The sequence below is a fragment of the Sphingomonas sp. T1 genome, assembly GCF_902506585.1.
GTDB lineage: Bacteria > Pseudomonadota > Alphaproteobacteria > Sphingomonadales > Sphingomonadaceae > Sphingomonas > Sphingomonas aerolata.
This window is the reverse complement of record NZ_LR733882.1, coordinates 1-24,102: the sequence shown is the minus strand read 5'-3', so window position 1 is coordinate 24,102 and position 24,102 is coordinate 1. Positions and strand designations below refer to the sequence as shown.

Sequence of the window (24,102 nt, the reverse complement as noted above, 5' to 3'; positions counted from 1 at the left end):
CTGTTCGTTGAGACGGATGAGCGCCGACGATCGGGCGGGGGCGGGGTCACAGGACCGCAAAGCGGCCGCGCAAGCGGGGCGTGGGGGTGCCGATTTTGCCGTGGTCGGAGTGGAGCGTAAGCGAAGCGAAGTCCGCGGCAAAATTGGGGGCACCGCGCATCCTTGACGCTGGCTCCACCCGATCGTCACGATGGAAGTCGTCGACGTCAGAGCCTTTTCGACGTTGGTGGGGTAGGGGAGACGCCGCCCCACGCGACGAACATCCCTGCCACTTCACGGCGCTCACCGAAGCTGGACAACCTTCGATACAAGAATGGCGACCGTCAGCTCGTCGCTCCCGGGTTCTCCGGCAACGTAGCCGGCGTTGAGGCGCTCGATCTCGTCGAGGAGAATGCCGCCTTCATGACGAACGTTTCCACGAGCGAAGTCGACCTGGCGTTCACGTCGCGCGCGCTCGGCCGCGCTGAGCGACGAGCGTGGAGGGGGAGGGGGGTCTCAGCATTCATGATCCCATCCTTTCGGGCGGAGTGCGTAGCCCCGGCGCCACTGCGCCGGGGCTACGGGTCAGCGTTCGTCGACGCGCATGATCGTGAGGACGCGCGTTGTCTTGAAGGGATCCGCCGGATCCTCCGAACCTGCGGTCAGGTCGTGATTGTAGTAGTCGATCTTCCAGTAGCAGTCGGTGCCCTCGAACAGGAACCGGCCCAGGTCGTGCTCGCCGTAGGGGTCGATCGCGTCGTCGAAGGCGTCGAAGTCGCGAACGGTGCGGAGCAGCTCCGCACGCTTGCGGAAGTTTCGGAACAGGCTGACGTCGCCCATCAGGTCTGCGATCCCGCTGGTCATCACGACCCGGTTGTTGCCCGGGGCGGTGAGATGCTCGCGCAGCCAGTCATTGTGGCGGGCGATCTCCGCTGCGCCACCTTTGGCGCGGTCTGATTGAGGCGTTTGCTCGGCCATGATGGTCTCCTGCCATTGACCCCGACGATCGGGGCCTTTCGACAGGCGACAGGACGGCCGGGGCATAGGTCACTCGCGCACCCGTAGGGTCGCAACGGAGTGGAGAAGCCCGCTGGCGGGCTTGCGCGGGGGTGCGCCCCGGCCAGGACGTGGAAGCCCGAAATGCCGCGCGGATCGTCGACAGGGAAGAGACTTCAGGTCGGGGCTGATGCTGGACGACCGCGCCGATCGGGGCGTATCGTTCGATCATGGAAACGGCTGACAACATCGTTGCCCTGTGGCCTCGCTGGATGGCCAGCGCGGGCGATATGCTCCGGATGAAGGCGTTGGTCCGGACCCGCTGCTGCAAATGCGGGACGCTGATGCGGGCCGAGTTGGAAGACATCGTGGCACGCCACGGTCCTGACTATTCGCTGGTCGACAAGCTGGAGCGCTGCCGGATGGTCGAGTGCGAGGGGTCTACGTTCTATCTGGCGTCGCGAACCTATGGCCGGGAATGGGTGACGCTCCTGCGCGACCCGCGGCTGATGAAGGTGTTCGAGGAACTGCCGCCTGTCCGGACGGCGTGGAGCTGATTGCCCGCCTCCGGAAGAGATACCGTCTGAATTTGAATTCCGCACCCAAGCGGTGGGTAGAAGGGGGGCAGAAGCCCTTCGTCTAGCGGCGCTTCCGTGCTTGCGCAGCGGCGCCGGGGCGGGCTCGATGCCCGCTCCTGCGCCTTGACGGTTGACGAGCGGAGAGGGGAGGGGGGCCAAAGCCCCCCCGGGAGGCTCAGGCGTAAGGGTCGTATTCGTTGTTATGCGGATATCTGCATAACAGCGATTATGACCCATTCGAGATTATGTAGAGTCCCTCGTGATATCGAAGTTCGGCGGACCTTTCCGTCCAGCCGAACTGCGCATAATCAGAGCGCTGAGAACGCCCGAGCTATTGGGTGGATCGCGCAGACGAAGGCGTTCATTAGTGCCCGCTCGAACGTCTAGGACTGACAGGGGGCGGTGGTTGGCGCGTCATGAGCTGCCAGTCTGTGAGCTGCTGCCGGTTTCGTGGACACCGAGATAAGGTATTTTCGGAACCGGAGGGTGTAAATGCAACGACGGAAGTTCAGCCGAGAGTTCAAGCTCGAGGCGGTGAAGTTGGTCCGAGATCGGGGCGTTGCGGTAGCGCAGGCCGCGCGTGACCTGGACCTGCACGGGAACGTGCTGCGCAAATGGGTCCGCGAAGCGGAAGCTGATCCCCAGTCGGCATTCCCGGGCAACCGTCAGATGAAACCCGAGCAGCAGGAGGTTCGGTGTTCGGCTCACTTCACACGCGATGCGAGGTGGGTCAGACCGGACCTTTAAGTGGGCACGGCGAGGTCGAACGGATGAACCGGACGATCATCAAGGAGACTACCGGAACGGGCTAACGGCAACGGCAGTCAGTTACCAGGCCGGCGGGGCGGAGTAACACCAGATCGGCATCGAGCTGCCTTCATGTGTACGCCTGACCGTCGACGGCACTGTCGACGCCGAGGCGCTGTCGCGCGTAATTTGCGCGTGGACGCGATGATCCCGTAACCGAGATCGACGCGAATATTCCTAGCGTGTGGCGTTACCGAAATGCGCAGCACCGTCACGTCGGTAACCGGCTCGGCCGGTGCCGGCTTCTCCGCCGAACACGTCCGCCGCGCCCTCCAGCAGCCGCGCCCGCCATTGGTTGATGAGGTTCGGATACACATCAAATTGCCGCGCCAGCTCGGCCAGTGTCTTCTCACCCTTCACCGCAACCAACGCCACCTTGGCCTTGAACGCCGGGCTGTAGTTCCGGCATGGTCGCGTGCTCATCTTGCCTCCTGCTCGCGGCCAGCATGGCCGCTGTCAGATCGGCAATCCACTTATCCCCACTGTTCAGATCCCCGAGCAACCTCTCGGGCCACCTCAGCAGCGCTAAAAACCTCCTTTCGAAGGTTGACTCCGAAGCTGCATAGATTATCATATAACGATAATAATGACTTTTGGAGAAGGTTATGGAAGCGAATGCGCTTCGTGAGACGTTAAGTTGCGATAATATGGCTCCCCTTTGGGAGGTGCTTCGTGGCCTAACGCCGCGTGAGCCGAAACAGGTGATTGACCCGGTCATCTGGCGCGCCGCCACCATCCGCGCGAACATGGATATCGCCTGTGAATCGATCTCGGCTGAAGACGCCGAGCGTCGGGTTCTGGTGCTTGAGAATCCGCGCCTTCGCGGCCGGTCGATGGCGACGAATTCGCTGTATGCCGGCATCCAGATGATCCTGCCGGGCGAGACGGCTCCAGCCCACAGGCATACTGCTTCCGCGCTGCGGCTCATTCTTTCAGGACAGGGCGGGTTTACGACGGTCAACGGCGAGCGGGTTGAGATGGCGCGCGGCGATTTCATTATTACGCCATCGGGGGAGCTACACGATCACGGCGCGGACGGACCCGACCCTGTGATGTGGCTCGATGGCCTCGACGTGCCGATCGTCCAACTGTTGAACGCCGGCTTTTCAGCGGACGGGGCGCACGAGCGGCAAAATCTTCGCCGGCCGACGGGTGACACCGTGGCACGCTATGCATCCGGGCTTGTGCCGGTCGGGCATCAGACAGGGCCGGTAAGCCCGGTGTTCCATTATCCTTACGCACGCGCCAAGGCGGCATTGGAGCAACTCGCGAAAGCCGATGATTGGGACGGAGCCGAAGGACTCAAGCTTCGTTACACTGATCCTACGACGGGGCGCTCGCCGATCCCGAGCATGGCGGCATTCCTCCAATTGTTCCCAGCCGACTTCAAGGGACAGGCATTCCGGGAGACGGACGCAGCGGTCGGCTGTGTCGTCGAAGGAACGTTGCGGGTGACGATCAGCGGGCAGACCACCGAGATGCGGCCAGGTGATGTGTTCGTCCTGCCGGGCTGGGCGTGGCGATCGTTCGAAACGACCGACGCTTGCACGCTGTTCAGCTTTTCGGACCGTCCGCTGCAGGAAGCCCTCGGCTTCTGGAGAGCCGAAAAGGCCCAGGCGGCCTGACGTCCCTTTTGTCGGAGATTCATCATGAAGATATGTTTATTCAACGGCGGTCGCGTGGGCGTCGTCATCGGTGACGATGTCGCCGACGTCACCTCGGTACTCGATAGGCTCCCGTCATTTCGATATCCGCTTCCCCGTAACGACGTGTTGATCGCGGCGTTACCAACGTTACAGCCGGCGTTTGAGGCAGCGGTGGTGGCCGCGCCGCGCATACCACTGGCTGAGGTTTTGCTAGAAAGCCCGGTTGCCAATCCGGGCAAGCTGATCGCCGCGCCCGTCAATTATCAGGCGCATCTCGATGAGGCGATCGCTGACGAGGCGACCTTCTCGCGCGCCCATGTCCGCAAAATCCAGGAAACGGGGCTATTTCTAAAAGCTACGAGTTCGCTGGTAGGGGCGTCTGCCGATATCGTAATCGGACTGCCGGACCGTCGTACTGATCATGAAGTCGAGTTGGCCGTCGTCATCGGCAAGACCGCAAAGAACGTCTTGGCGGCGGACGCGCTGCAGTATGTGGCGGGCTACACCATCGGTCTGGACATCACTATTCGCGGACCCGAAGAGCGCAGCCTGCGCAAGTCGCTGGACAGCTATTCGGTACTAGGGCCGTGGCTGGTTACCGCCGAAGAACTGGGCGATCCATCTGGCTTGGACCTAGCGCTCGATGTCGGGGACGAGCCACGGCAACGAGCGAACACGCGCGACCTTATCATGAACGTCGGCGACCTGATCGAGTTCGCCAGCAAATTCTACACGCTCGAACCTGGCGACATCCTGTTCACCGGCACACCGGAAGGCGTCGGTCCGATCCAACCTGGCGATACGATCCGCGCATCGATCGACAGGATCGGTGCTCTTGAGATGGCGGTGACGCAATGACGAACAAACCAATATTGATCGTCGGAGGCGGGATCGGCGGTCTGGCGACCGCGCTGGCCTTGGCCAAGCATGGCGTACCGAGTTTGCTGGTGGAGCAAGCCAAGGAGTTTGCCGAGATCGGTGCCGGGATTCAGCTAGGCCCCAATGGGTTTCGAGCGCTGGAGAGGCTCGGTCTGGTTGACGAAGCGATGACGCTGGGGGTTTTCCCCGATGAACTTGTCTTCATGGATAGCATGAGTGGCGATCGCGTCACGACGATCCCGACCGGGCAGGCGTTCAAAGAACGTTTCCAATATCCATACACTCTGATCCACCGCCACGACCTGCATTCGGTTCTCTTGCGCGCCGCAGAACAGCATCCGCTTATCGAGCTTCTGACCGACATTCGGATCAATAGCATCGCCGAAGGTGCGACCGTTACCATCACGACCGAGGATGGACGGGATTTCGAAGGTAGCGCGCTGATCGGGGCGGATGGTTTGTGGTCCCGCACGCGCGAACTGGTCGTCGGCGACGATGCGCCGGTGGTGTCGGGGCACATCGCCTATCGTGCGGTTCTCCCGGCGTCTGACGTGCCAGAAGAGTTCCGCCAGAACGCGATGATCCTGTGGGGAGGGCCCAAGCATCATCTTGTCCAGTATCCGCTGCGCGGCGGTGATCTTTTCAACCTCGTCGCCGTCTTTCACAGTGATAAATATGTCGAAGGATGGAACACCAAGGGCGATGTGGATGAGCTGAACCGCCGCTTCTCAGACGCCTGTGCGACGGTGAAGACCCTGTTGTCCAGGATCGATGGCTGGCGGATGTGGGTGCTGTGCGACCGTGAGCCGGTCAAAACCTGGAGCAAGAATAACATTACCCTAGTCGGAGATGCGGCCCATCCGATGCTGCAATATCTTGCGCAGGGCGCGTGCATGGCCATGGAAGACGCTGTCATCCTAGGACAGTCGGTAGCTGAAAACGGCTCTGATCTGCCTACCGCGTTCCAGCAATATCAGACAAAACGCTATTTGCGCACTGCGCGGTGCCAGGTGATGGCGCGTGTTCATGGCGAGTTCTATCACGCCGAAGGCGTTAAGGCCGAAATGCGCAATATCATGCTGTCGGCGCGCACGCCCGAGCAGGCCTATGCCGGGTTGGACTGGCTGTACGGCGCAAGCGCGCTTTCAGGATGAACGCGTTACGAGGTGTCGTCGTCCAGACTAGACGAAATGCGCCGCGCCGCAGCCGCGATCGTGGTTTCCAGGTCCGGATCGTCAAAGCCGATCTGGTCGACCAACAGCACCAGCCCGATGCTGCCGATTACCTGTCCGTTGTTAAAGATGGGCGCGGCCACGCCACGCGTCGGGGTTCCCAGCTCCCTGTTGGTCGTGACCGCGTCCCGATCGCGGAGCACGCGGAGGCTTGCCTTGACCTTATCCCAACCGGGGCCAAGGCCGGTGTCGAGCATCTCTTCGCCATGCGCCGCCCACAGGCCGTGAATAACTTTCGTCGGCAGGTGCGCCATGACGGCCTTCGACGCAGCGCCGCGCCAAAGGGGCATTGGCAGGCCGCGCTCGTAGCTGAAGGAGAGCTGCGGTGGCAGGATAAGTTCGTCGTGGATGCAGATAACCTGCCCCTTGTAGAGGCGGCAAAGAATAGCGACGCTGTAGGGCGGCGCGGTGGCGACGATCTTGCGCATTTCTGGCCGTGCCGTTCGGATCAGCGGGTCGCTCAACCGCATCAGGCGATCGAGCTTCATAACCGCCGGACCCAGCACGTATCGGCCCGCGCCGACGCCGACGATATAACCGCCCGAGCTCAGCGTGCGGAAATAGCGATAGGCGTTCGATACCGAGATGCCCAGCCGCTCGGCCGCGCGTTCGACCGTCCAGCCGTTTTCGTCCGATCCGAACAGTTCGAGCAGTTCGATGACGCGATCGGAAGTTTTCGTGCTCACGCGCTGATGTGCCCTCGATGGTTTGGAGCGATGCCGCCCGGCAGCGACGGACCGCGCCTTGATCCCGGCCTTACGCCATGATCGACCGGTTCGTACCTCCCCAGACCCTGTACGACAAGATTTGGGATGCGCATCTCGTCGACGAACAGGCTGACGGCATGTGCTTGGTCTACATCGATCGACATCTCGTCCACGAAGTCACCAGCCCGCAGGCGTTCGAGGGATTGCGGACGGCGTCGAGGACAGTGCTCCGCCCAGACCGAACGATCGCCGTCCCCGACCATAATGTTCCGACGTCAAGCGATCGCGGCCTTTCGAAGCTGACACCCGAACGCGAGGCAACCGATTCCGAAAAGCAGATACACACCTTGTCGCGCAATTGCGCCGAGTTCGGCGTACCCCTGCTGGACGTATCGGATGAGCGTCAGGGGATCGTCCACGTCGTTGGGCCGGAGCAGGGGCTGATCCTTCCCGGCCTCACGGTCGTCTGTGGGGATTCGCATACAGCCAGTCATGGCGCCTTGGGGGCGCTGGCATTCGGCATCGGCACCTCGCAGGTGGAGCATGTGCTAGCGACGCAGGCCTTGCTGCAACGCAAGTCGCGATCGATGCGCGTCCATCTCGAGGGTATTCTTCCCGAGTATGTGACCGCCAAGGATCTGGCGCTTTCCATCGTCGGCCGTCTAGGGCCTGCTGGCGGCAATGGCTTCGTGATCGAATACACCGGTCGCGCCATCGAATCCCTCTCCGTTGAGGGGCGCCTGACCCTTTGCAATATGGCAATCGAGGCCGGTGCACGATCTGCCCTGATAGCCCCGGACGATACGACCTTTGCCTATCTTGCGGGACGACCGCTCGCCCCGCGGGGCAGCGCGTGGGATCGGGCGGTCGCACAATGGCGAAACCTGCGCTCGGACCCGAATGCCGTTTTCACGAAAACCATCGGGATCGACGTCTCGCAAATGAGGCCGATGGTGACTTGGGGTACGTCGCCGGCGGATGTGGTGCCGGTGGGCGACGCCGTTCCCGACCCTGCGTCGTTCGCGGATCCGGAACGGCGCCGCGCGGCAGCTGCCAGCTTGGCCTATATGGGCCTGACGGCGGGGATGGCGACCACCGACATTGCGATCGATGTGGCGTTCATAGGATCATGTACCAATGCGCGTATCGAAGACCTGCGCCAGGCGGCGGGCATCGTAAAGGGACGGCACGTCGCGTCCACGCTGAAGCGGGCATTTGTCGTGCCGGGGTCCGGACTCGTCAAACGGCAGGCGGAAGCCGAAGGGCTCGACCGCATATTCCAGTTGGCTGGCTTCGAATGGCGGGAACCCGGCTGTTCCGCCTGTCTTGGCATGAACGAAGACCGCATCGGCGCGGGTGATCGCTGCGCATCCACGTCGAACCGCAATTTTGAAGGGCGGCAAGGCCCCGGCGCGCGAACCCATCTGATGTCGCCGGCGATGGCTGCGGCCTCAGCCGTCGCCGGGCACATCTGCGATCCCAGGACCTATCAGCCATGACGCCGCTCTTGGATGCCCAAGGACAAGCGTATCCGCTGAATCGCGATAATTGCGATACGGATACGATCTTTCCGGCTGAGCACATGAAGACCATCTCGCGCGTCGGACTTGGCCAGTTCGCCTTCGAGACGCTGAGACAGGAGCCGAAAAGCGCCTTCAACGACGTCGCTCGGCGGGACGCGCCATTCCTTGTCGTCGGTAGCAATTTCGGATGCGGATCCAGCCGGGAGCATGCGGTCTGGGCCATCGCCGATATCGGCATCCGGGTCATCCTGGGCAAAGGCTTTGCCGACATCTTTGCGCAGAATGCCGCGCAGAACGGTATCGCGACGATCGTTCTGGCTCCAGGCCTGATCGACGCGCTCGCGATACGCGCCGAGGCTTATGAGCCGTTTGCCATGAGCTTGGCCGACATGGTCGTCACGACGGCTTCCGGCGAACGCCTGCCCTTCGAACTCGACGCCGATGTCCGCCAACGACTGATGAGCGGCGTGGATCAGATCGAACAAACCTTGTCGCACCTATCGGAAATCACTGCGCGTGGAGATGCGGTGTCTCGTTCTCCAGAATGGGAAGTCTCTATTGATACGAGGAACCTGAACATCGCGACGTGAGACGTAGAGCAAATACTTTTAAAAAAATAAGCGAGAAATAGGGAGGATGAAACAATGATTAGGAGAACTATTCCGTATAGTAACATAGGAAGTTCCGTTCGCGTTGCCGCGTCAGCACTTATTCTATCTATCTTTGGGTATACGGGAATCGCAACGGCCCAGACCGTCAATGAGAATACGCTTTCTCCAATGAAGACCCCGACATCGGCCTCCCGAACGATAACGCCCGTTCACGGGGTGACGGTCCGCGGCGCTGCGATCAGGCAGCCATCCGTCCAAATTGGCGCGCCGGCACCTGTTCCCGCTCCGGCGGGGGGCCCGATACCCGAACCGGTGCCGGGTGGCCGATTGGGGCCGCCCCGCATACCCCAATCTCTGCGATGGACCGAGGATTGGAGTACTCTGAAGTCGGTGACGAACCGACGGCCGTTAGAACGCTTGCGTTACATTCCTCTTGGCGACGGGCCTGCGTACCTCTCCATCGGCGGCGAGATCCGTTATTATTTAAATTCCTGGGAGCATCTTCGCCTCGGCGCAAGCCCTGACGATCATCTGGTAAATCTACAACAGCGGCTCCGTCTCGACGCCGATCTTCATATTAATCAATATGTGCGAGCTTTCGTCGAGATCGGCGACGATCGTGAGTTTTTTGCGCGCAGCATCACGCCTCCGAACCGCGACAAGCTCGATCTCCGCCAAGCCTTTGTCGATATAGCAATCCCGTTATCCGACACCGTGAAGTTGACTGTTCGACCGGGCCGGTTTGAAATGCCGCTCGGCAATGGCAAACTAGTCGGGCTGCGAGATGGGACGAACGTCCGGTTCGGATATCAGGGTGTCCGAGCAACGTTAATCAACACGGGGCGCTTCAGGATCGATAGCTTTCTCGTCAAGCCGGTTACCTATGGTAATGCGGAGGTCTTCGACGACAAGCCGCAGGAGGGAACGCACTTTAATGGCGTCTATGCCAGCGGACTCCTCTCGCCCTTGGCGACGTTAGATTTCTACTATTACGACGTCAAACGACCATTGGGCCGCTACATCGACGGGAGCGGCGACGAAGCCAGGCACTCGTTCGGCACCAGGCTGGCGCTACGCGCGAATGGCTTCGATTTTGACGGCGAAGGAACCTACCAGAACGGCCATACCGGCAATCAGCGGATCGGTGCCTGGGGCGCGCTTCTCGAGGGCGGTTACACATTTGCTGGCGTACCGCTCGCGCCGCGTCTGGGGGCAAAGATCAACGCGTTCAGCGGCGACTCCAAGCGCGGGGACGGCAAGGTCGGCACGTTCGTCCCGCCGTTTCCCCGTCTGCCGCTCTACACCGATGCGAGCTGGTTCAATTTCTCCAACCTAATCAACGCCTATCCGTCGATCACGGTCAAGCCGCTCAAGACGCTGACCGTCGTCGCCGGGCCAGACTTCTACTGGCGTGAAAACCGGAACGATGCGGTGTATTTCGGTCCTTCGACATTTCCCCTGCTGTCGCCAAGCGGTGCGTCGCGGTTCGTCGGTACGAACCTGAACCTACAGGCAGATTATCTCGTGACGAGAAACGTCAGCATTCGCTTTTTCGCGACCCGATTTCTCGCGAGCGATGCCTTCAAGGGCGGCGGCGGAAAGAGTGCCAATTACGTTGGATCGTGGATCGACTTTCGGTTCTAAAACAAATCAGTTGGAGGGATGCTATGAAACAAAATGCAATTCACGGCACGGGCGCGAGGCATTCCGTCGACGTCGCATCTTTGATCGACGAAGGCAGCTGGAGTCCTCTTCAGAAGTTGGTCCTTTTTTTGATCTGCCTTGTGGCGGTTGTAGACGGGGTGGATGCGCAGGTATTGAGCTTGTCGTTGCCATTGATCGTCAAGGACTGGGGCGTGCCGCGTGCGGCCTTCGCACTTGTACTGGCGATAAGCTTCATCGCCATGGCGGCCGGCACAGCCGCCGGGGGCCTCGCCGGTGATCGCTTCGGCCGGAAAGCAACGATGATCGGCGCCACGTTTGCCTTCGGTGCCTTCACGCTCGCCGCAGCTTTCACCCATGGTGTTCTGGAACTCGGCATCCTACGAGCGCTCGCGTCACTGGGCCTGGGTGCGGCGATGCCGAACGCGGTCACCCTCGTTGCCGAATACACGCCGAAACGGCGGCGTAGCATGGCACTTGGGATCTGCATGAGTTCGCTTCCGGCGGGGGGCATGCTCCTTGGTTTCCTGGGTGCCTATATTCTTCCCCGTCATGGCTGGGAGGCGCTCTTCATCGTGGCAGGCATCCTACCCATCGCAATTTCGGTAGCGCTCATGACATTTCTTCCGGAATCGATCCGGTTTCTAGCGCGTGAGCCAGCTAAGGCGGGAAAGTTACATAGCATCGCGGTACGAATGGACCCTTCCATCCCCGTCGGCGCGACGTTCATCGACAGCGGCGAAGCGGCGGCGCAGAAAAAGGCACGGGTCTCGGATGTGCTTACCGGCGAATATGCAGGAGATACCTATCTACTAAGCATCTCATTCTTCTTCGTCGTGCTGGCAACCTATCTTGTCTATACTTGGGCGCCGTCGCTTTTGTCCGATATGGCCTATTCGGCGCAATATATCGGGACCAGCCTCTCCTGCTTCAGCCTAGGCGGCCTGCTCGGCGGCGTCCTAGGCGCTCGAATCGTACAGCATCTGGGATCACGACGGACATTCGTGGGTATGAGTGTCGGAGGCAGCGTTTGCACCGGCTTGATGGCTCTGGCATCGCAACTGCCTCAGCAACAAGCCGCTGTGCCCCTGTTGATTGGCCTGTTTCTGGCCGGCCTGTTGATCCCTGGTACACAAGCGGTCATCTACGTTTTGGCGGGTCAGCTCTATCCGACAGCAATCAGGGCTACCGGTATTGGCATTCCCGCCGGCTTCGGCCGATTTGGCGCGGTGGCGAGCGCGTTTGTCGGGCCATTGTTACTGGCGGGCCAGGGATTGCATTTCTTCCTGGCGCTTTGTGCGAGCATGTTGGTCGTCGGTGCCGCGCTGGTCGCGGTGCGTCATCGCGTCGGTAAAGGCTGATCTATCCTCGTGTCGCCCGACTTGATTTGGTCGCGAGCCGACGGCGAGAGAAGGCGTACTGACTGTCAGCTATGAGCCCTCGTGCCGTAACCGGTCTGGGCGAAATTCACCAATACTCGCGGTTCCCGTCAGCGCGATCCATCATCGTCATGCAAACGTTGGGCACCTGCTCAGCGCGCCCCTTTGAGCCACCCAGAATCTCCGGTTTCATCTCGATCTCTCATTCAAGGAGATTGCAGATGGCCAAGCCTCTCTCATTACAATATCAAACTGACGATCCGGGCAACTCGTTCGCGACGGTCGTCGAAAGCTACAGCGACCATCTCCAGGCCGGCAGATATGGCCATAGGTGCCGCCGCTATGTCGCAAGCGTAGTCCATTTCGGACACTGGCTGAGCAGGGAAGGGCTCGCGGCGATTAACGTCGATGAGGCCGTGATCGGGCGGTTTCTGTCGGAACACCTGTCGCGATGTGAATGCCCGCGGCCGGTACCTCTACGCATGATCGAGGTCAGGGCGGCCTTAAATCTGCTGCTCCGCCTTTTGCGCGCACAAAGCATCGCCGCCATTCCGGAAACGAACGAAATCGAGCGTGAGCTTGCCCACTTCGATGCCAAGATGGTCGAGGTATGGGGGTTGTCGCGTGGTACGCGCGATCATCGCTGCCGGATAATCCGGCGGTTTCTCCTCGCCCAGTTCGGTGACAAGCCGATTGGTGTCGCGTCGATCGGTGCGTCCGATGTCCGTAGCTTCGTTCTTGGTGAACCCGGTTGGAGCGCAAGCACGATCCGCGTGGCGGGTGGTGCTCTCCGATGCTGGCTTCGTTACCGCGCGCTGCTTGGTGACAAGACGGCTGAGCTGCAACAGGCGGTGCCGCGCCCGGCCTACTATCGGCAAACGTCGTTGCCCGACACGCTGTCAGAATCCGAGCTGGACGAACTTTTCGCGTCGTTCGATATCCGCTGTCCTTCGAGGCGGCGTGGTTATGCCATGGTCCGCTGCTTAGCCGATCTGGGCCTCCGATGCAGTGAAGTTGTTGGGCTGCGCCTCGACGACATCGATTGGGCGGCCGGAACGGTCCACATAGCTGCCGGCAAGGCGAGACGCGCCGATGTTCTGCCGCTGCCGACAGCCACCGGCGCGGCAATTGCCGACTATCTTGTGCATGAACGACCAACGACGGACTGCCGGACGATCTTTGTAAGGCACGTTGCGCCGCTTGGTGAGCCGGTCGGCCGACGCGTCGTCCAGCAAGCAATCCACGCTGCCTACCGACGATGCGGATGGGACCGAACGCGGGTCCACATCTTGCGACACACCTTGGGCAGCCGCCTCATCAATGCCGGAACGCCGATGAAGCAGATTGCTGATGTTCTGCGCCATCGCAGCATCGTCACCTCGGCAACTTACGCTCGTGTCGATGCCACGCGCTTGTCTGCGGTTGCGTTGCCATGGCCGGGGAGCGCGGCATGAACGGGGCCGTCACCATGCTCGCACGGGCCGAGGCGTACCTCGCCGAGCGACGCCTTCTCGGCTTCACGCTGGATCGATCCGGCAATCTAACACTGGCGTTCGCCCGGTTTGCCGACGCGAACGGCCACGAGGGGGCAATGACGGCCGCCGTCGTGCTTCGGTGGGCAAAAGAGGAGGCACGGCACGCTGATCCGTTCACCTGGGCTGGTCGCGTCAACGTGCTGAGGCCATTCGCTCGCGTCCTCGCAGGACGCGAGCCGGGCACCGCTTTCCCCGAGGACGCCCCGTTCGGCCGCTCCCATCGCCGCTTGGCACCGCACGTCTACACGCCTGCCGAGATCGAAGCCTTGCTCGCTGGGGCAACTCGGTTGGCGCCGCAAGGCGGGCTGACACCGGCAATGTTCACGACGCTCTTTGGCTTGCTTGCCGCAACCGGACTGCGGATCTCCGAGGCGCTGCGCCTGTCATGCGGCGATCTGGACGATCGGCAGGAGCAACTGACGGTCCGCCACTCGAAGTTCCAGCGAACGCGTCTTGTGCCTTTGCATCCTACCGTCGGCGCGGCCCTTCGCTCTTATCTGCTCGTGCGGGCAAAATATGGAGCGATGGATAAGCGAGCGCCAGTGTTCCTGTCCGAGGGAAGCGGGCGCGCCCTCGAATATCAAAGGGTGCGGAGCGTCTTCGTGATGCTGGCGACAGACCTCGGCATCGTCGCGCGCGGCGGTCATCGATCAGTCCGCATCCACGATCTGCGGCATAGCTTCATCTGCCGTCGGCTCATGCTGTGGCAGGCTAGCGGCGCCGATATCGGCAACGCCATGATGGCGCTCGCGACTTACGTCGGCCACATCAATGTCGGCGACACCTACTGGTATATGCAAGCCGTCCCGGAGCTGATGGCAACCGCCGGCAACAAGTTCGAGGCGTTCGGTGCCGGGATCGGGGAGGCGCATCATGGCTGATCCGATCGAGAGTCCGTCGTTCCCGACCCTCTTGCAACGCTTCTTTGTCGAGTATCTCCGGCAGCATCGTTCCGTTAGCCCGAGCACGGTCGCAGCCTATCGCGATACTTTCCGGCTGCTGCTTGCGTTCGCTGAGAAGACGACTGGTAAGGCACCGACCCGCATCACTCTCGGCGACCTGGACGCGGAGCTGATCCTCTGCTTTCTCGATCATCTCGAACGGGAACGCGGCAACAGCGTGCGCAGCCGCAATGCACGGCTCGCGGCCATCCGCTCGTTCCTAAAATACGCCGCCCATCAAGATCTGACCGCGTTGGCGACCATCGAGCGGAGCCTATCGATCCCACAGAAACGCTGCGACAAAGCGGTCCTTGGCTTTCTCAGTCGGCCCGAAATGGAGGCGATCATTGCCGCGCCCGACCGACGAAGCTGGGTGGGGCAGCGTGATCGCGCAATGTTCACGATGCTCTATAACACCGGCGCCCGGGTGTCGGAGATCATCGACCTGCGCATTGGCAACGTGGTTCTCGACGTGGCACCGGTAGCGCACCTGCAGGGTAAAGGACGCAAGCGGCGAAGCACGCCGCTCTGGAAACCAACTGCCGCAGCCATCCGGGCATGGATTCGGCAACTGGCCTGCGCAGGCGAGGCCGACTACCTCTTCCCAAGCAGCTCGGGCAGGCGGCTCTCGCGTTCGGCAGTAACGCAGCGTCTGACGCTGGCGGTCGAGCATGCTACGCATTTGCACGCTGGACTTGCCGATCGTGCGATCTCGCCACACACCATCCGGCATACTACGGCGATGCACCTGCTTCAGGCGGGCGTCGACATCACTGTGATCGCGCTCTGGCTCGGACATGAGAGTCCCAGCACAACGCACATCTATCTCGAGGCTGATCTCGCGATGAAGGAGGACGCGCTCAGACGGTTACAGCCGATCGACGCAGCGCCATTGCGGTATCGGCCGCCGGATCAGCTTATGGCGTTCCTCCAAGGCCTCTGATTATGTGCAGTCCGGCCGGGCGCAAAGCCCGGCCGAACGGGTCTGATCCGACCGGATCTACATAATCTCGAAGGGGTCATAATCGTTGACGATCGTGAGCGAGCTGTCGTGATCTTCAGCCGTGATGACGGCGTACCCGGTGCCGACGGCGATGACCATGGTTGCCACCATCAAGGTTCTTGCGAGGCCCATGGCGTTTTTGCGGGCGATCCAGATATCGTTGAACATGTCCGAGGCTCCTGTGAAGCCGGCGGGGTTCATCCCCGCTCGACAGGCGCCCGACAGGACGGGGAAGGGCCGCGATCACTTTGTTGCCGAAGGCAAGAAAGCCGTAGCGAAGCGCCCGGACCCCTTGCGGGTTGATCGTACAAGGCCCTGAGCCGGCCCAAGGATTGCGCCTCAAGAGCGGGGGGAAGCCCGCCTGCCCGGAGCGTCGTGCTTAGCGCTGGCTCGCCGGTGACGCTCCCCGCGCAGGCACGGTGGACGCCTGCCCAGTCCGTGCCCCCACTCTGCGTCCCGATACCCATGAGGAGAGTGCGCCGCGCGGCAAGGCCGCCCTGGCCGGGCTAGAATGGAAAGAAGTTGCCGATTTCCGGAAGAAAGTTTCCCCGTGCGCTGCCCGCCCGTCAGTCGATCGTCGCCCGAACGGGCCGAGACCGGTTACGGGCTCGGTGGAGCGAAGCGGAATAGAGCGATGGTCCCGGCCTTGCCGGGAGACGCCAACTCGTTTCGCAGAAACACCATCGGCAACCCAATTACATAACAAGGGTTTAGAATGGATGGCGGCTTCCACCATCTCCTATGCCTTGCTAGTCGACGATGATCCGCTCATTCTGATGCATGCCTGCGACATCCTGGAGGGAGCGGGGTTTCGCTTTCACGAGGCGGGTACGGGCGAGGAGGCGAAGACCCTCTTGGGCGATCATGCCGAGGATGTGACGCTCCTGTTTTCCGACGTGGAGATGCCTGGGGACACTGACGGGGTCGCGCTAGCCCATTACGTTGCCGAGCATTGGCCTTGGATCGAGATCGTGATCGCGAGCGGCAACGTGAAGCCGGGTCCGGGGGACATGCCCGACAAAGCGACGTTCATCGGCAAGCCGTTCAACGATCGCATGGTTCACCAACATCTCAGGGAGAAGCTGCCGGACAACAAGCAACCGGAGCAGCTCAAGCAGGCGGTTTAGCTGCATTTTCCTGAATTTGTGACCTTGCGGTCCCGATTGCCGGTAAACGCGAGAAGAGGCCCGGAGCTGACGCTCCGGGCCCGTGAAGCCTCCCCTCAGAAGGGGACGTCATCCGCCTCATCGTCCTGCGCGGCGCCTTGGCGCTCCTGGCGGTTTTTGCCGTAGGAGAGGAAGGTCACTTCGTCGGCGATAATCTCGACACCGTAGCGCTCGATGTTCTGATCGTCGGTCCAGCGGGTGTAGTGGATGCGACCCCGGACCATGACCTTCTGGCCCTTCTCGACATACTGCGCGACGGTCTTGCCAACGCCGTTGAAGCAGGTGATGCGGTGCCATTCGGTGTCCTCGACCCGGCGACCTTCGCCATCCTTCATGGTCTTACCGTCTTGGTCGCGCTTTGGGCGCGAGGTGGCGAGGGAGAAGTTGGTGATCTTGGTACCGCCCTGGGTGGTGCGGACTTCAGGCGTGGCGCCGACGTTGCCGGCGAGGATGACGAGGTTCTGCATTTCGAGGTTCCTTTTTTGCTCGCCGGGGGGTCCGTCCCCTCGACTGAACACCAAAAAAGACGGCCAGGACGCCCTCTCCACCGGAGCGCGAAGACGCGGAGGGGAACCCCGATCGAAGGGGTGGTGCGGGCAGCCGTGGCACACGGCAACTCGGCCCGAATGATCGCGGGTTGGAGGGGGGGACGGCCGGATTAGGTCGTTCAGGAAAGAGAGGGGATGGACCTCCACCGGCGGGCAGTGGACATGGAAACGCGAAGCAGGACACCCTTGTCGCGTTGCTCGTCCGGCAGTGCCACTACGCCTCGACCCGCTTCCCGGGCGGCTCTGACACCCTCCCTCGCTGGTGCTCGCGCCCCGCGCTGGTGGCTGTAGTGAAGGATGATGGTTGCGACGTGGACCTTGGTGCCGCCTTCGCCGTCACGGCGCGCGCGCGCGTCGTGCGTGTCGAGACGACGATGGGAGGGTCGTGCCGCGCAGCGCCCCGCCCGGACGGCAGGAACCGAGCGCGGCTGTCGCGGTGCCATCAGTGCATCCCACCTGGCATAGCGCGGCGAAGCCGGCGCAGAGACCAACGCAGTGAGGTGGCGAGCGCCCTGAACTAGAAGCACACGGCGCGGGGCAGACCCCGGCCTCGCCCACGGAACCGCTCCGCGTCCGAAGGGCGATTTGGGCGCGGTAGCCCCCGTCAGTCGATCGTCACCCGAATGGGCCGAGACCGGCTACGGGCTCGGTGGAGCGAAGCGGAATAGAGCGACGGTCCCGGTTATGCCGGGAGACGCCCCCAAGGTCTCTGCCGCAAGCCATCACAATGCCAGATATCGGAGTATTGAGGGTTTAGAGAGCAGGGACCAAGGCGGCAAGCCGCTCCGCTGGATTACTGGCAGCGCGCCCGATCTATGCCTCACCGCACGGTCTCAAATCGCCATGCAGTCCTTGTTGCGGAGCCGGGAGTGGTAGACGAGCCGTCGAGATCGGTCGTGTCATACAGCGCTTGGTTGAACGCTCGCGCCTCATCATGCGCCTTTCCCCGGCGACGGAGCAAACATAGGATAGTCAGCCCGGTGGAGGGCAATCCAAGGAAGTATGGACGATCCGATCCCCAATCCCTTCGGCTTTATCGATCACTCCGCCTTTGCAGGTTTTGGAGTCGATCTCGTTTGGGGTCTCGATCTCGAAGGCGAGCCGGTGCACATCAGTGCTGCCAGACGCGGGCTTGCATGCGGGTTGATCTGCCCGGCCTGCAAGGCGCCGCTGATCGCCCGCAAGGGCGCAAAGAAGGCGGCGCACTTCTCGCATCAAGGTAAGGGTTCAGGCTGCGGCAACGGCCGCGAAACCAATGCGCATTACTGGGCCAAGCAGCTGCTCGTTGAGCGTAAGCAGATCTGGACGCCGGTGGTGACCGCCATCGTCGACGGTGTCTCGCGCCACGAGAGCAAGGCCAAGTGGATGACGTTCAGCGATGTCCACTCCGAGCGGCGTCTCGATCGCATCGTGCCCGACATCGTACTGATCCTTGGCGACGGGCGCGAACTGATCGTCGAGGTCTGCGTCACCCACCCGTGCGGCGACGACAAGATCGCATTGATCCAGTCCAACGGGTGGCCGGCAATCGAAATCAACCTGCGCCATCTTAGAACGTGTCAGGATATCGCCATTATCGAGCGCGGACTGCTGGAGGATGCGCCGCGAAGCTGGCTCTGCAATCCACGTCGCGACCGCGCCGAGGAGAAGCTGCGCGCGGAATTGACCGCAGCGGCGGCGAGCCGGGCGAAGGAAGTACAGCGCAGGGCCACACAGGAAGCCGATCGGCAACGACGCGAGGCGTTGGCGGTCGAGGCAGACGCGCGCGAACTACTGGGCGCGGCCGCCTCCGCGCGCGCGGAGATCCGCCCGATCAGCGATCCCACGCTCCTGCAGCTGATCGCCAAAGACGACGGGGAGCTGATCGGCATCTCCGGCGCTGGCGAGGGCTTCGCAGTCACTCGAGACGAGTGGCAAGCAACCCTGTTCGAGCAGTTCGTCTCGGTCAGCGACCTTCGAAGCTATGAGGATGAGACATTCTCGCTGGAGCGTGCGCTAGCGTATCTCGAGCCGCTGATCGCACCCGCCTTTGTGCAGCCGCCAAACGACAAGGTACGCGCATGGATTCGCGCGAGTCATCCCGGTGTGCGTTTCCCGCATGAAGCGCTCGAAGACTATCTCGAGGCACTCTGCATGGCGGGGAGCCTAAAATCTGAGGGGGTCGACCATTACGGCCTTCCCGACGATGTCGTGAAGAAGATCAAGCGCGAGCAGCGCCGCCTGATCGAAGTCGATCGCCGTGCGGAGGTGACGCACGCACTCGTGGATCAGATGATCGCCGATCTGCCGCCGGAAGAAGCCTTCTCGCTCAAACCGCGGGATTGGTTGGATTCGCCGCTGCCTGGCAAGAGCGCGTCGCCATCTAAGATCATCGTCGACGGGGAGGCTCCCTATAACGATCTGATCGCAAAGCTTCGCGCCTTGGCGAAAATGGTGGCCGGCGGGGAAGATGCCATCGATGATGTGCTCGGGCTACCTCTGGCCGCGGCCCGCTACCGGGCGGTTGAAAGGTTGTCGGCGCGACGGAGCCGCGAAGCAACAGAACGAAGTCGGAAGCTCCGCGACGCCGCGGCGCGATCACTGCGGGATGAAGCCGGACAATGGTTGACGACACCGATCGCGGACATCGACGAAACGCCGCTCGCGCTGGCCAATGCGGGGCAGACCGGTCTGGATCTCTGCCTCGATACGATTGCAGCGATTGGGCGGCTGCGTGAGGCGGAGCGCATCGAGGCGGCGGCGACCGCCAGGCGACGCGATAAGCTGCAGGGCATCATCGCGAACCTGTTCGCCCCGAATCTTCGCGAGCTTGCTCTGAAGAACCAGTCGTCACCGCTCGGCTGTTCGCCTTGGGAGGCCTGCACGACCGATCATGGCCTCGACAGCGCGATCCGCGTCCTCACCATTCAGGCGGGGGGCCGGGGCCGGCGACGGTGACGAATAGCCTCTCTTCCTCTCGCGCGACCAGCGCTGAGGTTGGCCGCAGTCCTATCTCGAACTCGGTGGGCGACACGGTCGCGTTGCGCTTATTTTAGATCATGGCGAAAGCTCATCTTTCGCGGGCTTGATGACTTCGGCGGGGTGGAAGTGAGTGAGCCGCCGCGGCGAAGCCGAAAAGGGCGAGGCCGCTGGCTTTGCCAGCGGCCTCGCCGAAGCTCAGGCGACCTCTCTGTCGCGCTGAGCGTTCTGAGCTGCGGGCGGGGTGCCAAGCGGGCCGCGGCGATCCACCACACGGACGCCTGCCTTCTTAGCGTCGATCACCAGTCGCTCGGTCACGCCGTTGCCCTGGAAGGCGATGACGTAGCGGGGCTTCAGCGAGAGCATCTGCTCGTTGCGACGGAAGCCGGCACGATCACCCAGCTTGCGATCGAGACCGAAACGGACTTGCTGGATACCGTTCTGTTCGGCCCACGACGCCGCGATGCGCTCGATGCCCTTCATGTCGCCGCCATGGACGAGATACATGTCGCCGACGCGCTCCCGAACCGCATTGAGGGTGCGCAGCAGGTTGTCGCCAAACGCCTTCATGTCCTCGTCGGTCCGGAAGGTCAGCCGTCCCCCGGCAAACACGACCGGGGTGCCCTGAGCCGTGTTGGCGTCGCGGACCCGCTCGCGGCGAGCCTGAAGGAAGGCGCGTCCGTCAACGATTGCCGACGTCACCCCGAGCGAAATGCGGTTGCCGGTCGACGGGATCCAGGAACGACCGGTTTCGCGGATGTAGTGTGCCGCTGCGGTGTCGCGCATATGTTCGTAGCAGGTGGCGGCTTCCTCGATCTTCTTGGCAAGGTCGATCTTGTCCTCGAGGTTAGCGGTGTTGATCTCCGAACCGTCCTGCTCGGCCAGGAGGAGCCTGATCTCGTCGGTGAGTCGGTCGATCGTCGCGTGCTTCTTGGCGGCGGCCCGGTGAAAGAGGTTGACCAGGCCCCAGCCCATCTCCTCGATGTCGCGCTCGAGCGACGTATTCTGGAGGGTTGCGAACAGGTCGCTCCAGATGGCGGTGGTGGTCTGCTCCAGTGCGTCGGTCGAGGGCGGGCACATGCCCGAGACGTCTTCGGCGCGGGGTTCGAGGTGTCCAAGCTCAAGAGCGGAAAGTGCGGCAGCTAGGGAAGTGGTCATGGGGTCAAGCCCTTCATCTGATCGAGGCCCGGCGGCCTATCCGCCGGATGCGCACCTCCTGGGCGGCCGAATAAGAGGCGCCCGCACCGGAGCGTAGCGGAGGGAAACCGCAAAAACCGGGGTGGTGCGGGCAGCCGCAAAGCGGCAACTCGGCCCGGATTTTTGCGGTTGCGGGGGTCTCGCGGCCGCCCATGTGCCGCATCCCTCTGGCGGAAGGCTGTCGGGCGTCAGGTGGCGTCGGGCGCAGACGTGACCACGCTTGCTGCTACGGTTGAAGTGGGGCTCAACCCGAACGTCGCGATGTCGTCGAGAAGTGCCTGCCCCGTTGCACACAAACGGACCATCGCCGCTGGGGTGATCCTCAACGCTCCATCGGCGCCGATCGCATCGACCATGATGCGGAGCTGGTCGACCAGATCCTCGCTCCGGGTCGCGGCATAGCCCGCGCACGCCGTCACCTCAGAGAACAGGCCCGGGACGGGCAGGACGGAGGCATCGCCGCCATCCGGGACAAGGCGCCAAGGATCGACGTCCGCACCTTCAGCGATCGCGCTGACGTAAGTGAGATGCTCCGTATCGAGGCTCTTCCACCCGTCGGTCGTATGCGACGCATCGATCGCGGAGCGGCAGGCGCTGACGACATCTTCCGCCTCGACGGTGATTTCCGCACGGTAATGGGCAGGGTATTCGCAGTGGACGGTGAAGGTCTTCATGGGACCGGACTCCTGAAGGTTGGCAAAATGGGAGACCCAAGCGGTTCGGGTCATTCGTAGCGGGGACGCTCGGCCGGAAAGGCGAGAGGGGGCCAGCCATCGTGGACGCGGGCCTCGAAGCGACCAGGGGAGAGGACGCTGCTGATCTCGCGCGCGTGATCTCCGACGTTCCAATCGCGATCGAGATGCGCCTGAACCTCCAGCGCCATCGTCCGGGCGCGGTCCTCGTGACCCTCGGCAAAGGTGACGCCGAAGGCGGTCAGCGCCGGGTCGGTGCAGAGTTCGCCGGCATCGTAGTACCAGCCACCTTCCTCGGGACCGCCATAGAGCCGCTGGGTGAGATAAACGGCAACGATGCGCATGGGATGATCCTTTCTCAAGCATGAGCCCAAGGCTCATCTGTCCAAAGGATGCCTCCCCTCCAGGAGACTGTTTCAGTCGATCACGCGCCAGCCACTAGCGATCCAGCCCTGGCGGTTGGGTGCATATTTCGCGGCTGTCGCGAGGATGATCTTGCGGCGCGCGTCGCCGTCGATCGTGTGGTTCGCGATCGCGGCCGCGTCTGCGGCGCGCGAGGGCCAGCATTAATCGATGTTAAGCAGGGCAAATGGAAACGCCGTGGATCCCTCCACGACGAATTGCTTGATGATCGGGTTAGGCATGGTGACGGTCTCCGGTCAGCGCGCTGGATGCGCGGTGAAAGTCGTCGAGCCAGCGCCCCATCGGGGCGCGTTGCTCGGGCGGAAGTGCTGCCTGTGCCGCCTGGAAATCGAGCAGCGCGGTCGGCGCGTCCTCGATGATGCGGTCGACTTCGGCGGGTGAGAGGAGGCCGCGTTCGCGGATGAACTCGGTGATGCTGCCGGGACGCGGCGTCGCGCCGCGACGGCCAAGCACCGGCCTGCGCCACAGGCCCTCGACATTGCGGAGGCGAGGCTTGGCGCGCGCCTCCATCAACACGATGATGCGCAGCTCATCGGCTGAAAGCTCCAGCACCTCGTCGGGCTTGATGCTGCCGCAAAAGTAGCAGCTCGACTTGGGCGGGACGGGGAGGCCGGCGCGCGCGATGCGTGTTTCGCAGTCGGCGCGCGCCCATTCCCATTCCCGTAACGGGTAGCGGTAGGCGTAGCGAGGATCCTCGCACCCGACCGCGTGATGATAACGCTGCGTGTCGCGTCCCGAGGCGTCGTAGCCGATCAGCTTGACGACGCGCCCGCCTGCGTCCCAGCAGCGGCGCGCGGGTTCCCACTGAGCGGTCCAGGCATCTTGCGGGGCCGCCTTCCATTTCTGGCTGCACGATCCGCCACCAAATACCACGGAGGGCAGGGTGGCGTTGGTCAGCATGTTCTCGGCGATGCCCGCATAGGGCGGCCAATGTTTGGAGTTGCGGGGCTGGTAACGGACGATCTCGGACGGGATGCCGCGTTCGGACATCCAGGCCCGGAACACGGGGATGAAAGCATAGGTCGCCGACTTCTCGGCACCGGGGTCGGCGAAGAGAACCATGTCGATGGGCTCGCCGCGTTCGGCGAGTTCGACGATCATGGCGGTGCAATCGACGCCGGCACCCCAGGCGGCGATGACGGGCGGGCGATCAGCCACTGGCTGCGTCCCTTACGACGATCGCCGCATGAACGATGCGGTATGCCCGTTTGCGAAATGCCGGGATGCGGCAGATCGCGCGACTTTCCGGGTCGCGGAACAGCGGCGTTTTGCCCTTGGGATTGGCGACCACCTCGAAGCGACTGCGGTCGCTACCGTCGCTGAAGCGCATGGGCTCATCGAAGATGATCGTCTGCCCGGGCTTCGGTGTCGGCTTGGCCCGGTCGAGCTTCTTCGCGAGCAGGTTGGCGCGGCAGCGCGCGCGCCAGGCCAAGGCATATTCGCTGTCCGTGGCGGTCAGCTCGTCGAGGATCGTGGCCGGACACTCGCTCTCGTTCGGCCCGACCGTTTCATCCAGTCGGGTAGGGTTGGTGCTGCTCAAAGAGTCAGCCCTGACCCCCCCGCCGAACCGTACGTGCAGCTTTCACTGCATACGGCTCTCCGCTGCGATAATACCATTCATGTTCCGGGTATCGGACAAG

22 protein-coding genes and 2 pseudogenes are annotated in these 24,102 nt (G+C 62.6%); 14 read left to right on the top strand and 10 right to left on the bottom strand.

What is annotated here, in order from left to right:
• Nucleotides 1-564 precede the first annotated feature (564 nt).
• Nucleotides 565-957: a DUF3768 domain-containing protein gene (locus tag GV027_RS18455; RefSeq protein WP_159513117.1), complete on the bottom strand. Its 393-nt coding sequence runs from the start codon at nucleotides 955-957 to the stop codon at nucleotides 565-567.
• Nucleotides 958-1,205: 248 nt separating this feature from the next.
• Between GV027_RS18455 and GV027_RS18450 the strand changes: the two genes are divergently transcribed.
• Nucleotides 1,206-1,532 (top strand): hypothetical protein, encoded by a 327-nt coding sequence (locus GV027_RS18450; RefSeq protein ID WP_159513116.1) that lies wholly within the window; start codon nucleotides 1,206-1,208, stop codon nucleotides 1,530-1,532.
• 513 nt (nucleotides 1,533-2,045) lie between these two features.
• Nucleotides 2,046-2,246 (top strand): annotated as a pseudogene (locus tag GV027_RS18445) (transposase); the annotation flags it as partial.
• A gap of 354 nt (nucleotides 2,247-2,600) precedes the next feature.
• Here the strand turns inward: GV027_RS18445 and GV027_RS18440 are convergent.
• Nucleotides 2,601-2,783: pseudogene (locus tag GV027_RS18440) on the bottom strand (transposase); the annotation flags it as partial.
• 182 nt (nucleotides 2,784-2,965) lie between these two features.
• Between GV027_RS18440 and GV027_RS18435 the strand changes: the two are divergent.
• The 3 genes from GV027_RS18435 to GV027_RS18425 are packed head-to-tail and all read left to right on the top strand — an operon-like array spanning nucleotide 2,966 to nucleotide 6,039.
• Entirely contained in the window at nucleotides 2,966-3,985 is a 1,020-nt protein-coding gene (locus GV027_RS18435; RefSeq protein WP_159513115.1) for a cupin domain-containing protein, read from the top strand.
• A 24-nt stretch (nucleotides 3,986-4,009) separates the two neighbouring features.
• Complete coding sequence (locus GV027_RS18430; protein WP_159513114.1) at nucleotides 4,010-4,864, top strand: fumarylacetoacetate hydrolase family protein; 855 nt, start codon at nucleotides 4,010-4,012, stop codon at nucleotides 4,862-4,864.
• The gene (locus GV027_RS18425; protein WP_159513113.1) at nucleotides 4,861-6,039 is read left to right on the top strand and encodes a 3-hydroxybenzoate 6-monooxygenase; all 1,179 of its coding nucleotides are present in this window, start codon (nucleotides 4,861-4,863) and stop codon (nucleotides 6,037-6,039) included. Before GV027_RS18430 ends, GV027_RS18425 begins: the two co-directional genes overlap by 4 nt.
• Before the next feature lie 5 nt (nucleotides 6,040-6,044).
• Here the strand turns inward: GV027_RS18425 and GV027_RS18420 are convergent, their stop codons facing one another.
• Nucleotides 6,045-6,803, bottom strand: coding sequence for an IclR family transcriptional regulator (locus GV027_RS18420; protein ID WP_159513112.1), 759 nt, complete (start codon nucleotides 6,801-6,803; stop codon nucleotides 6,045-6,047).
• A 77-nt stretch (nucleotides 6,804-6,880) separates the two neighbouring features.
• Here GV027_RS18420 and leuC point away from each other — a divergent pair, with 77 nt between their 5' ends.
• The 7 genes from leuC (at nucleotide 6,881) to GV027_RS18385 (ending at nucleotide 15,418) form a co-directional block, all read left to right on the top strand.
• Nucleotides 6,881-8,323: a 3-isopropylmalate dehydratase large subunit gene (gene leuC / locus GV027_RS18415; protein WP_159513111.1), complete on the top strand. Its 1,443-nt coding sequence runs from the start codon at nucleotides 6,881-6,883 to the stop codon at nucleotides 8,321-8,323.
• Nucleotides 8,320-8,937 (top strand): 3-isopropylmalate dehydratase small subunit, encoded by a 618-nt coding sequence (leuD, locus tag GV027_RS18410; protein ID WP_159513110.1) that lies wholly within the window; start codon nucleotides 8,320-8,322, stop codon nucleotides 8,935-8,937. Before leuC ends, leuD begins: the two co-directional genes overlap by 4 nt.
• 438 nt (nucleotides 8,938-9,375) lie before the next feature.
• Nucleotides 9,376-10,602 carry an alginate export family protein gene (locus GV027_RS18405; RefSeq protein ID WP_159513109.1) on the top strand — a complete coding sequence of 409 codons (1,227 nt, stop codon included), beginning with the start codon at nucleotides 9,376-9,378 and terminating at the stop codon, nucleotides 10,600-10,602.
• 23 nt (nucleotides 10,603-10,625) lie between these two features.
• Nucleotides 10,626-11,981: an MFS transporter gene (locus GV027_RS18400; protein ID WP_159513108.1), complete on the top strand. Its 1,356-nt coding sequence runs from the start codon at nucleotides 10,626-10,628 to the stop codon at nucleotides 11,979-11,981.
• Between the two features lie 239 nt (nucleotides 11,982-12,220).
• Nucleotides 12,221-13,453 (top strand): tyrosine-type recombinase/integrase, encoded by a 1,233-nt coding sequence (locus GV027_RS18395; protein ID WP_159513107.1) that lies wholly within the window; start codon nucleotides 12,221-12,223, stop codon nucleotides 13,451-13,453.
• Nucleotides 13,450-14,415, top strand: coding sequence for a tyrosine-type recombinase/integrase (locus GV027_RS18390; protein ID WP_159513106.1), 966 nt, complete (start codon nucleotides 13,450-13,452; stop codon nucleotides 14,413-14,415). The genes GV027_RS18395 and GV027_RS18390 overlap by 4 nt, the downstream gene beginning before the upstream one ends.
• Nucleotides 14,408-15,418: a tyrosine-type recombinase/integrase gene (locus tag GV027_RS18385; RefSeq protein ID WP_159513105.1), complete on the top strand. Its 1,011-nt coding sequence runs from the start codon at nucleotides 14,408-14,410 to the stop codon at nucleotides 15,416-15,418. Before GV027_RS18390 ends, GV027_RS18385 begins: the two co-directional genes overlap by 8 nt.
• A gap of 57 nt (nucleotides 15,419-15,475) precedes the next feature.
• On the opposite strand, the gene GV027_RS21305 is transcribed toward GV027_RS18385, so the two are convergent.
• The gene (locus tag GV027_RS21305; protein ID WP_198283320.1) at nucleotides 15,476-15,646 is read right to left on the bottom strand and encodes a hypothetical protein; all 171 of its coding nucleotides are present in this window, start codon (nucleotides 15,644-15,646) and stop codon (nucleotides 15,476-15,478) included.
• Between the two features lie 551 nt (nucleotides 15,647-16,197).
• Between GV027_RS21305 and GV027_RS18380 the strand changes: the two genes are divergently transcribed.
• Nucleotides 16,198-16,605: a response regulator gene (locus GV027_RS18380; RefSeq protein ID WP_159513104.1), complete on the top strand. Its 408-nt coding sequence runs from the start codon at nucleotides 16,198-16,200 to the stop codon at nucleotides 16,603-16,605.
• A 95-nt stretch (nucleotides 16,606-16,700) separates the two neighbouring features.
• On the opposite strand, the gene GV027_RS18375 is transcribed toward GV027_RS18380, so the two are convergent.
• The gene (locus tag GV027_RS18375) at nucleotides 16,701-17,111 is read right to left on the bottom strand and encodes a single-stranded DNA-binding protein (protein WP_131534417.1); all 411 of its coding nucleotides are present in this window, start codon (nucleotides 17,109-17,111) and stop codon (nucleotides 16,701-16,703) included.
• A gap of 1,083 nt (nucleotides 17,112-18,194) precedes the next feature.
• On the opposite strand from GV027_RS18375, the gene GV027_RS18370 reads away from it, so the two are divergent.
• Nucleotides 18,195-20,129 carry a competence protein CoiA family protein gene (locus GV027_RS18370; protein WP_159513103.1) on the top strand — a complete coding sequence of 645 codons (1,935 nt, stop codon included), beginning with the start codon at nucleotides 18,195-18,197 and terminating at the stop codon, nucleotides 20,127-20,129.
• A 219-nt stretch (nucleotides 20,130-20,348) separates the two neighbouring features.
• Here GV027_RS18370 and GV027_RS18365 read toward each other — a convergent pair whose 3' ends face one another.
• The 5 genes from GV027_RS18365 to GV027_RS18345 form a co-directional block, all read right to left on the bottom strand.
• On the bottom strand, nucleotides 20,349-21,308 hold the full coding sequence (locus GV027_RS18365; RefSeq protein WP_159513102.1) for a DUF2493 domain-containing protein: 960 nt from the start codon (nucleotides 21,306-21,308) through the stop codon (nucleotides 20,349-20,351).
• A 227-nt stretch (nucleotides 21,309-21,535) separates the two neighbouring features.
• On the bottom strand, nucleotides 21,536-22,021 hold the full coding sequence (locus GV027_RS18360; protein WP_159513101.1) for a hypothetical protein: 486 nt from the start codon (nucleotides 22,019-22,021) through the stop codon (nucleotides 21,536-21,538).
• 50 nt (nucleotides 22,022-22,071) lie between these two features.
• Complete coding sequence (locus GV027_RS18355) at nucleotides 22,072-22,383, bottom strand: hypothetical protein (protein WP_159513100.1); 312 nt, start codon at nucleotides 22,381-22,383, stop codon at nucleotides 22,072-22,074.
• Nucleotides 22,384-22,675: 292 nt separating this feature from the next.
• Nucleotides 22,676-23,620 carry a hypothetical protein gene (locus GV027_RS18350; RefSeq protein WP_159513099.1) on the bottom strand — a complete coding sequence of 315 codons (945 nt, stop codon included), beginning with the start codon at nucleotides 23,618-23,620 and terminating at the stop codon, nucleotides 22,676-22,678.
• Nucleotides 23,613-24,002: a DUF6927 domain-containing protein gene (locus tag GV027_RS18345; RefSeq protein ID WP_201302702.1), complete on the bottom strand. Its 390-nt coding sequence runs from the start codon at nucleotides 24,000-24,002 to the stop codon at nucleotides 23,613-23,615. Before GV027_RS18345 ends, GV027_RS18350 begins: the two co-directional genes overlap by 8 nt.
• Nucleotides 24,003-24,102 lie beyond the last annotated feature (100 nt).

What these genes read in the sequence shown, in the direction of transcription:
- GV027_RS18455 (WP_159513117.1), bottom strand. Translation starts at nt 957, where the DNA reads ATGGCCGAGCAAACGCCTCAATCAGACCGCGCCAAAGGTGGCGCAGCG.
- GV027_RS18450 (WP_159513116.1), top strand. Translation starts at nt 1,206, where the DNA reads ATGGAAACGGCTGACAACATCGTTGCCCTGTGGCCTCGCTGGATGGCC.
- GV027_RS18435 (WP_159513115.1), top strand. Translation starts at nt 2,966, where the DNA reads ATGGAAGCGAATGCGCTTCGTGAGACGTTAAGTTGCGATAATATGGCT.
- GV027_RS18430 (WP_159513114.1), top strand. Translation starts at nt 4,010, where the DNA reads ATGAAGATATGTTTATTCAACGGCGGTCGCGTGGGCGTCGTCATCGGT.
- GV027_RS18425 (WP_159513113.1), top strand. Translation starts at nt 4,861, where the DNA reads ATGACGAACAAACCAATATTGATCGTCGGAGGCGGGATCGGCGGTCTG.
- leuC (WP_159513111.1), top strand. Translation starts at nt 6,881, where the DNA reads ATGATCGACCGGTTCGTACCTCCCCAGACCCTGTACGACAAGATTTGG.
- leuD (WP_159513110.1), top strand. Translation starts at nt 8,320, where the DNA reads ATGACGCCGCTCTTGGATGCCCAAGGACAAGCGTATCCGCTGAATCGC.
- GV027_RS18400 (WP_159513108.1), top strand. Translation starts at nt 10,626, where the DNA reads ATGAAACAAAATGCAATTCACGGCACGGGCGCGAGGCATTCCGTCGAC.
- GV027_RS18395 (WP_159513107.1), top strand. Translation starts at nt 12,221, where the DNA reads ATGGCCAAGCCTCTCTCATTACAATATCAAACTGACGATCCGGGCAAC.
- GV027_RS18390 (WP_159513106.1), top strand. Translation starts at nt 13,450, where the DNA reads ATGAACGGGGCCGTCACCATGCTCGCACGGGCCGAGGCGTACCTCGCC.
- GV027_RS18385 (WP_159513105.1), top strand. Translation starts at nt 14,408, where the DNA reads ATGGCTGATCCGATCGAGAGTCCGTCGTTCCCGACCCTCTTGCAACGC.
- GV027_RS21305 (WP_198283320.1), bottom strand. Translation starts at nt 15,646, where the DNA reads ATGTTCAACGATATCTGGATCGCCCGCAAAAACGCCATGGGCCTCGCA.
- GV027_RS18380 (WP_159513104.1), top strand. Translation starts at nt 16,198, where the DNA reads ATGGCGGCTTCCACCATCTCCTATGCCTTGCTAGTCGACGATGATCCG.
- GV027_RS18375 (WP_131534417.1), bottom strand. Translation starts at nt 17,111, where the DNA reads ATGCAGAACCTCGTCATCCTCGCCGGCAACGTCGGCGCCACGCCTGAA.
- GV027_RS18370 (WP_159513103.1), top strand. Translation starts at nt 18,195, where the DNA reads ATGGACGATCCGATCCCCAATCCCTTCGGCTTTATCGATCACTCCGCC.
- GV027_RS18365 (WP_159513102.1), bottom strand. Translation starts at nt 21,308, where the DNA reads ATGACCACTTCCCTAGCTGCCGCACTTTCCGCTCTTGAGCTTGGACAC.
- GV027_RS18360 (WP_159513101.1), bottom strand. Translation starts at nt 22,021, where the DNA reads ATGAAGACCTTCACCGTCCACTGCGAATACCCTGCCCATTACCGTGCG.
- GV027_RS18355 (WP_159513100.1), bottom strand. Translation starts at nt 22,383, where the DNA reads ATGCGCATCGTTGCCGTTTATCTCACCCAGCGGCTCTATGGCGGTCCC.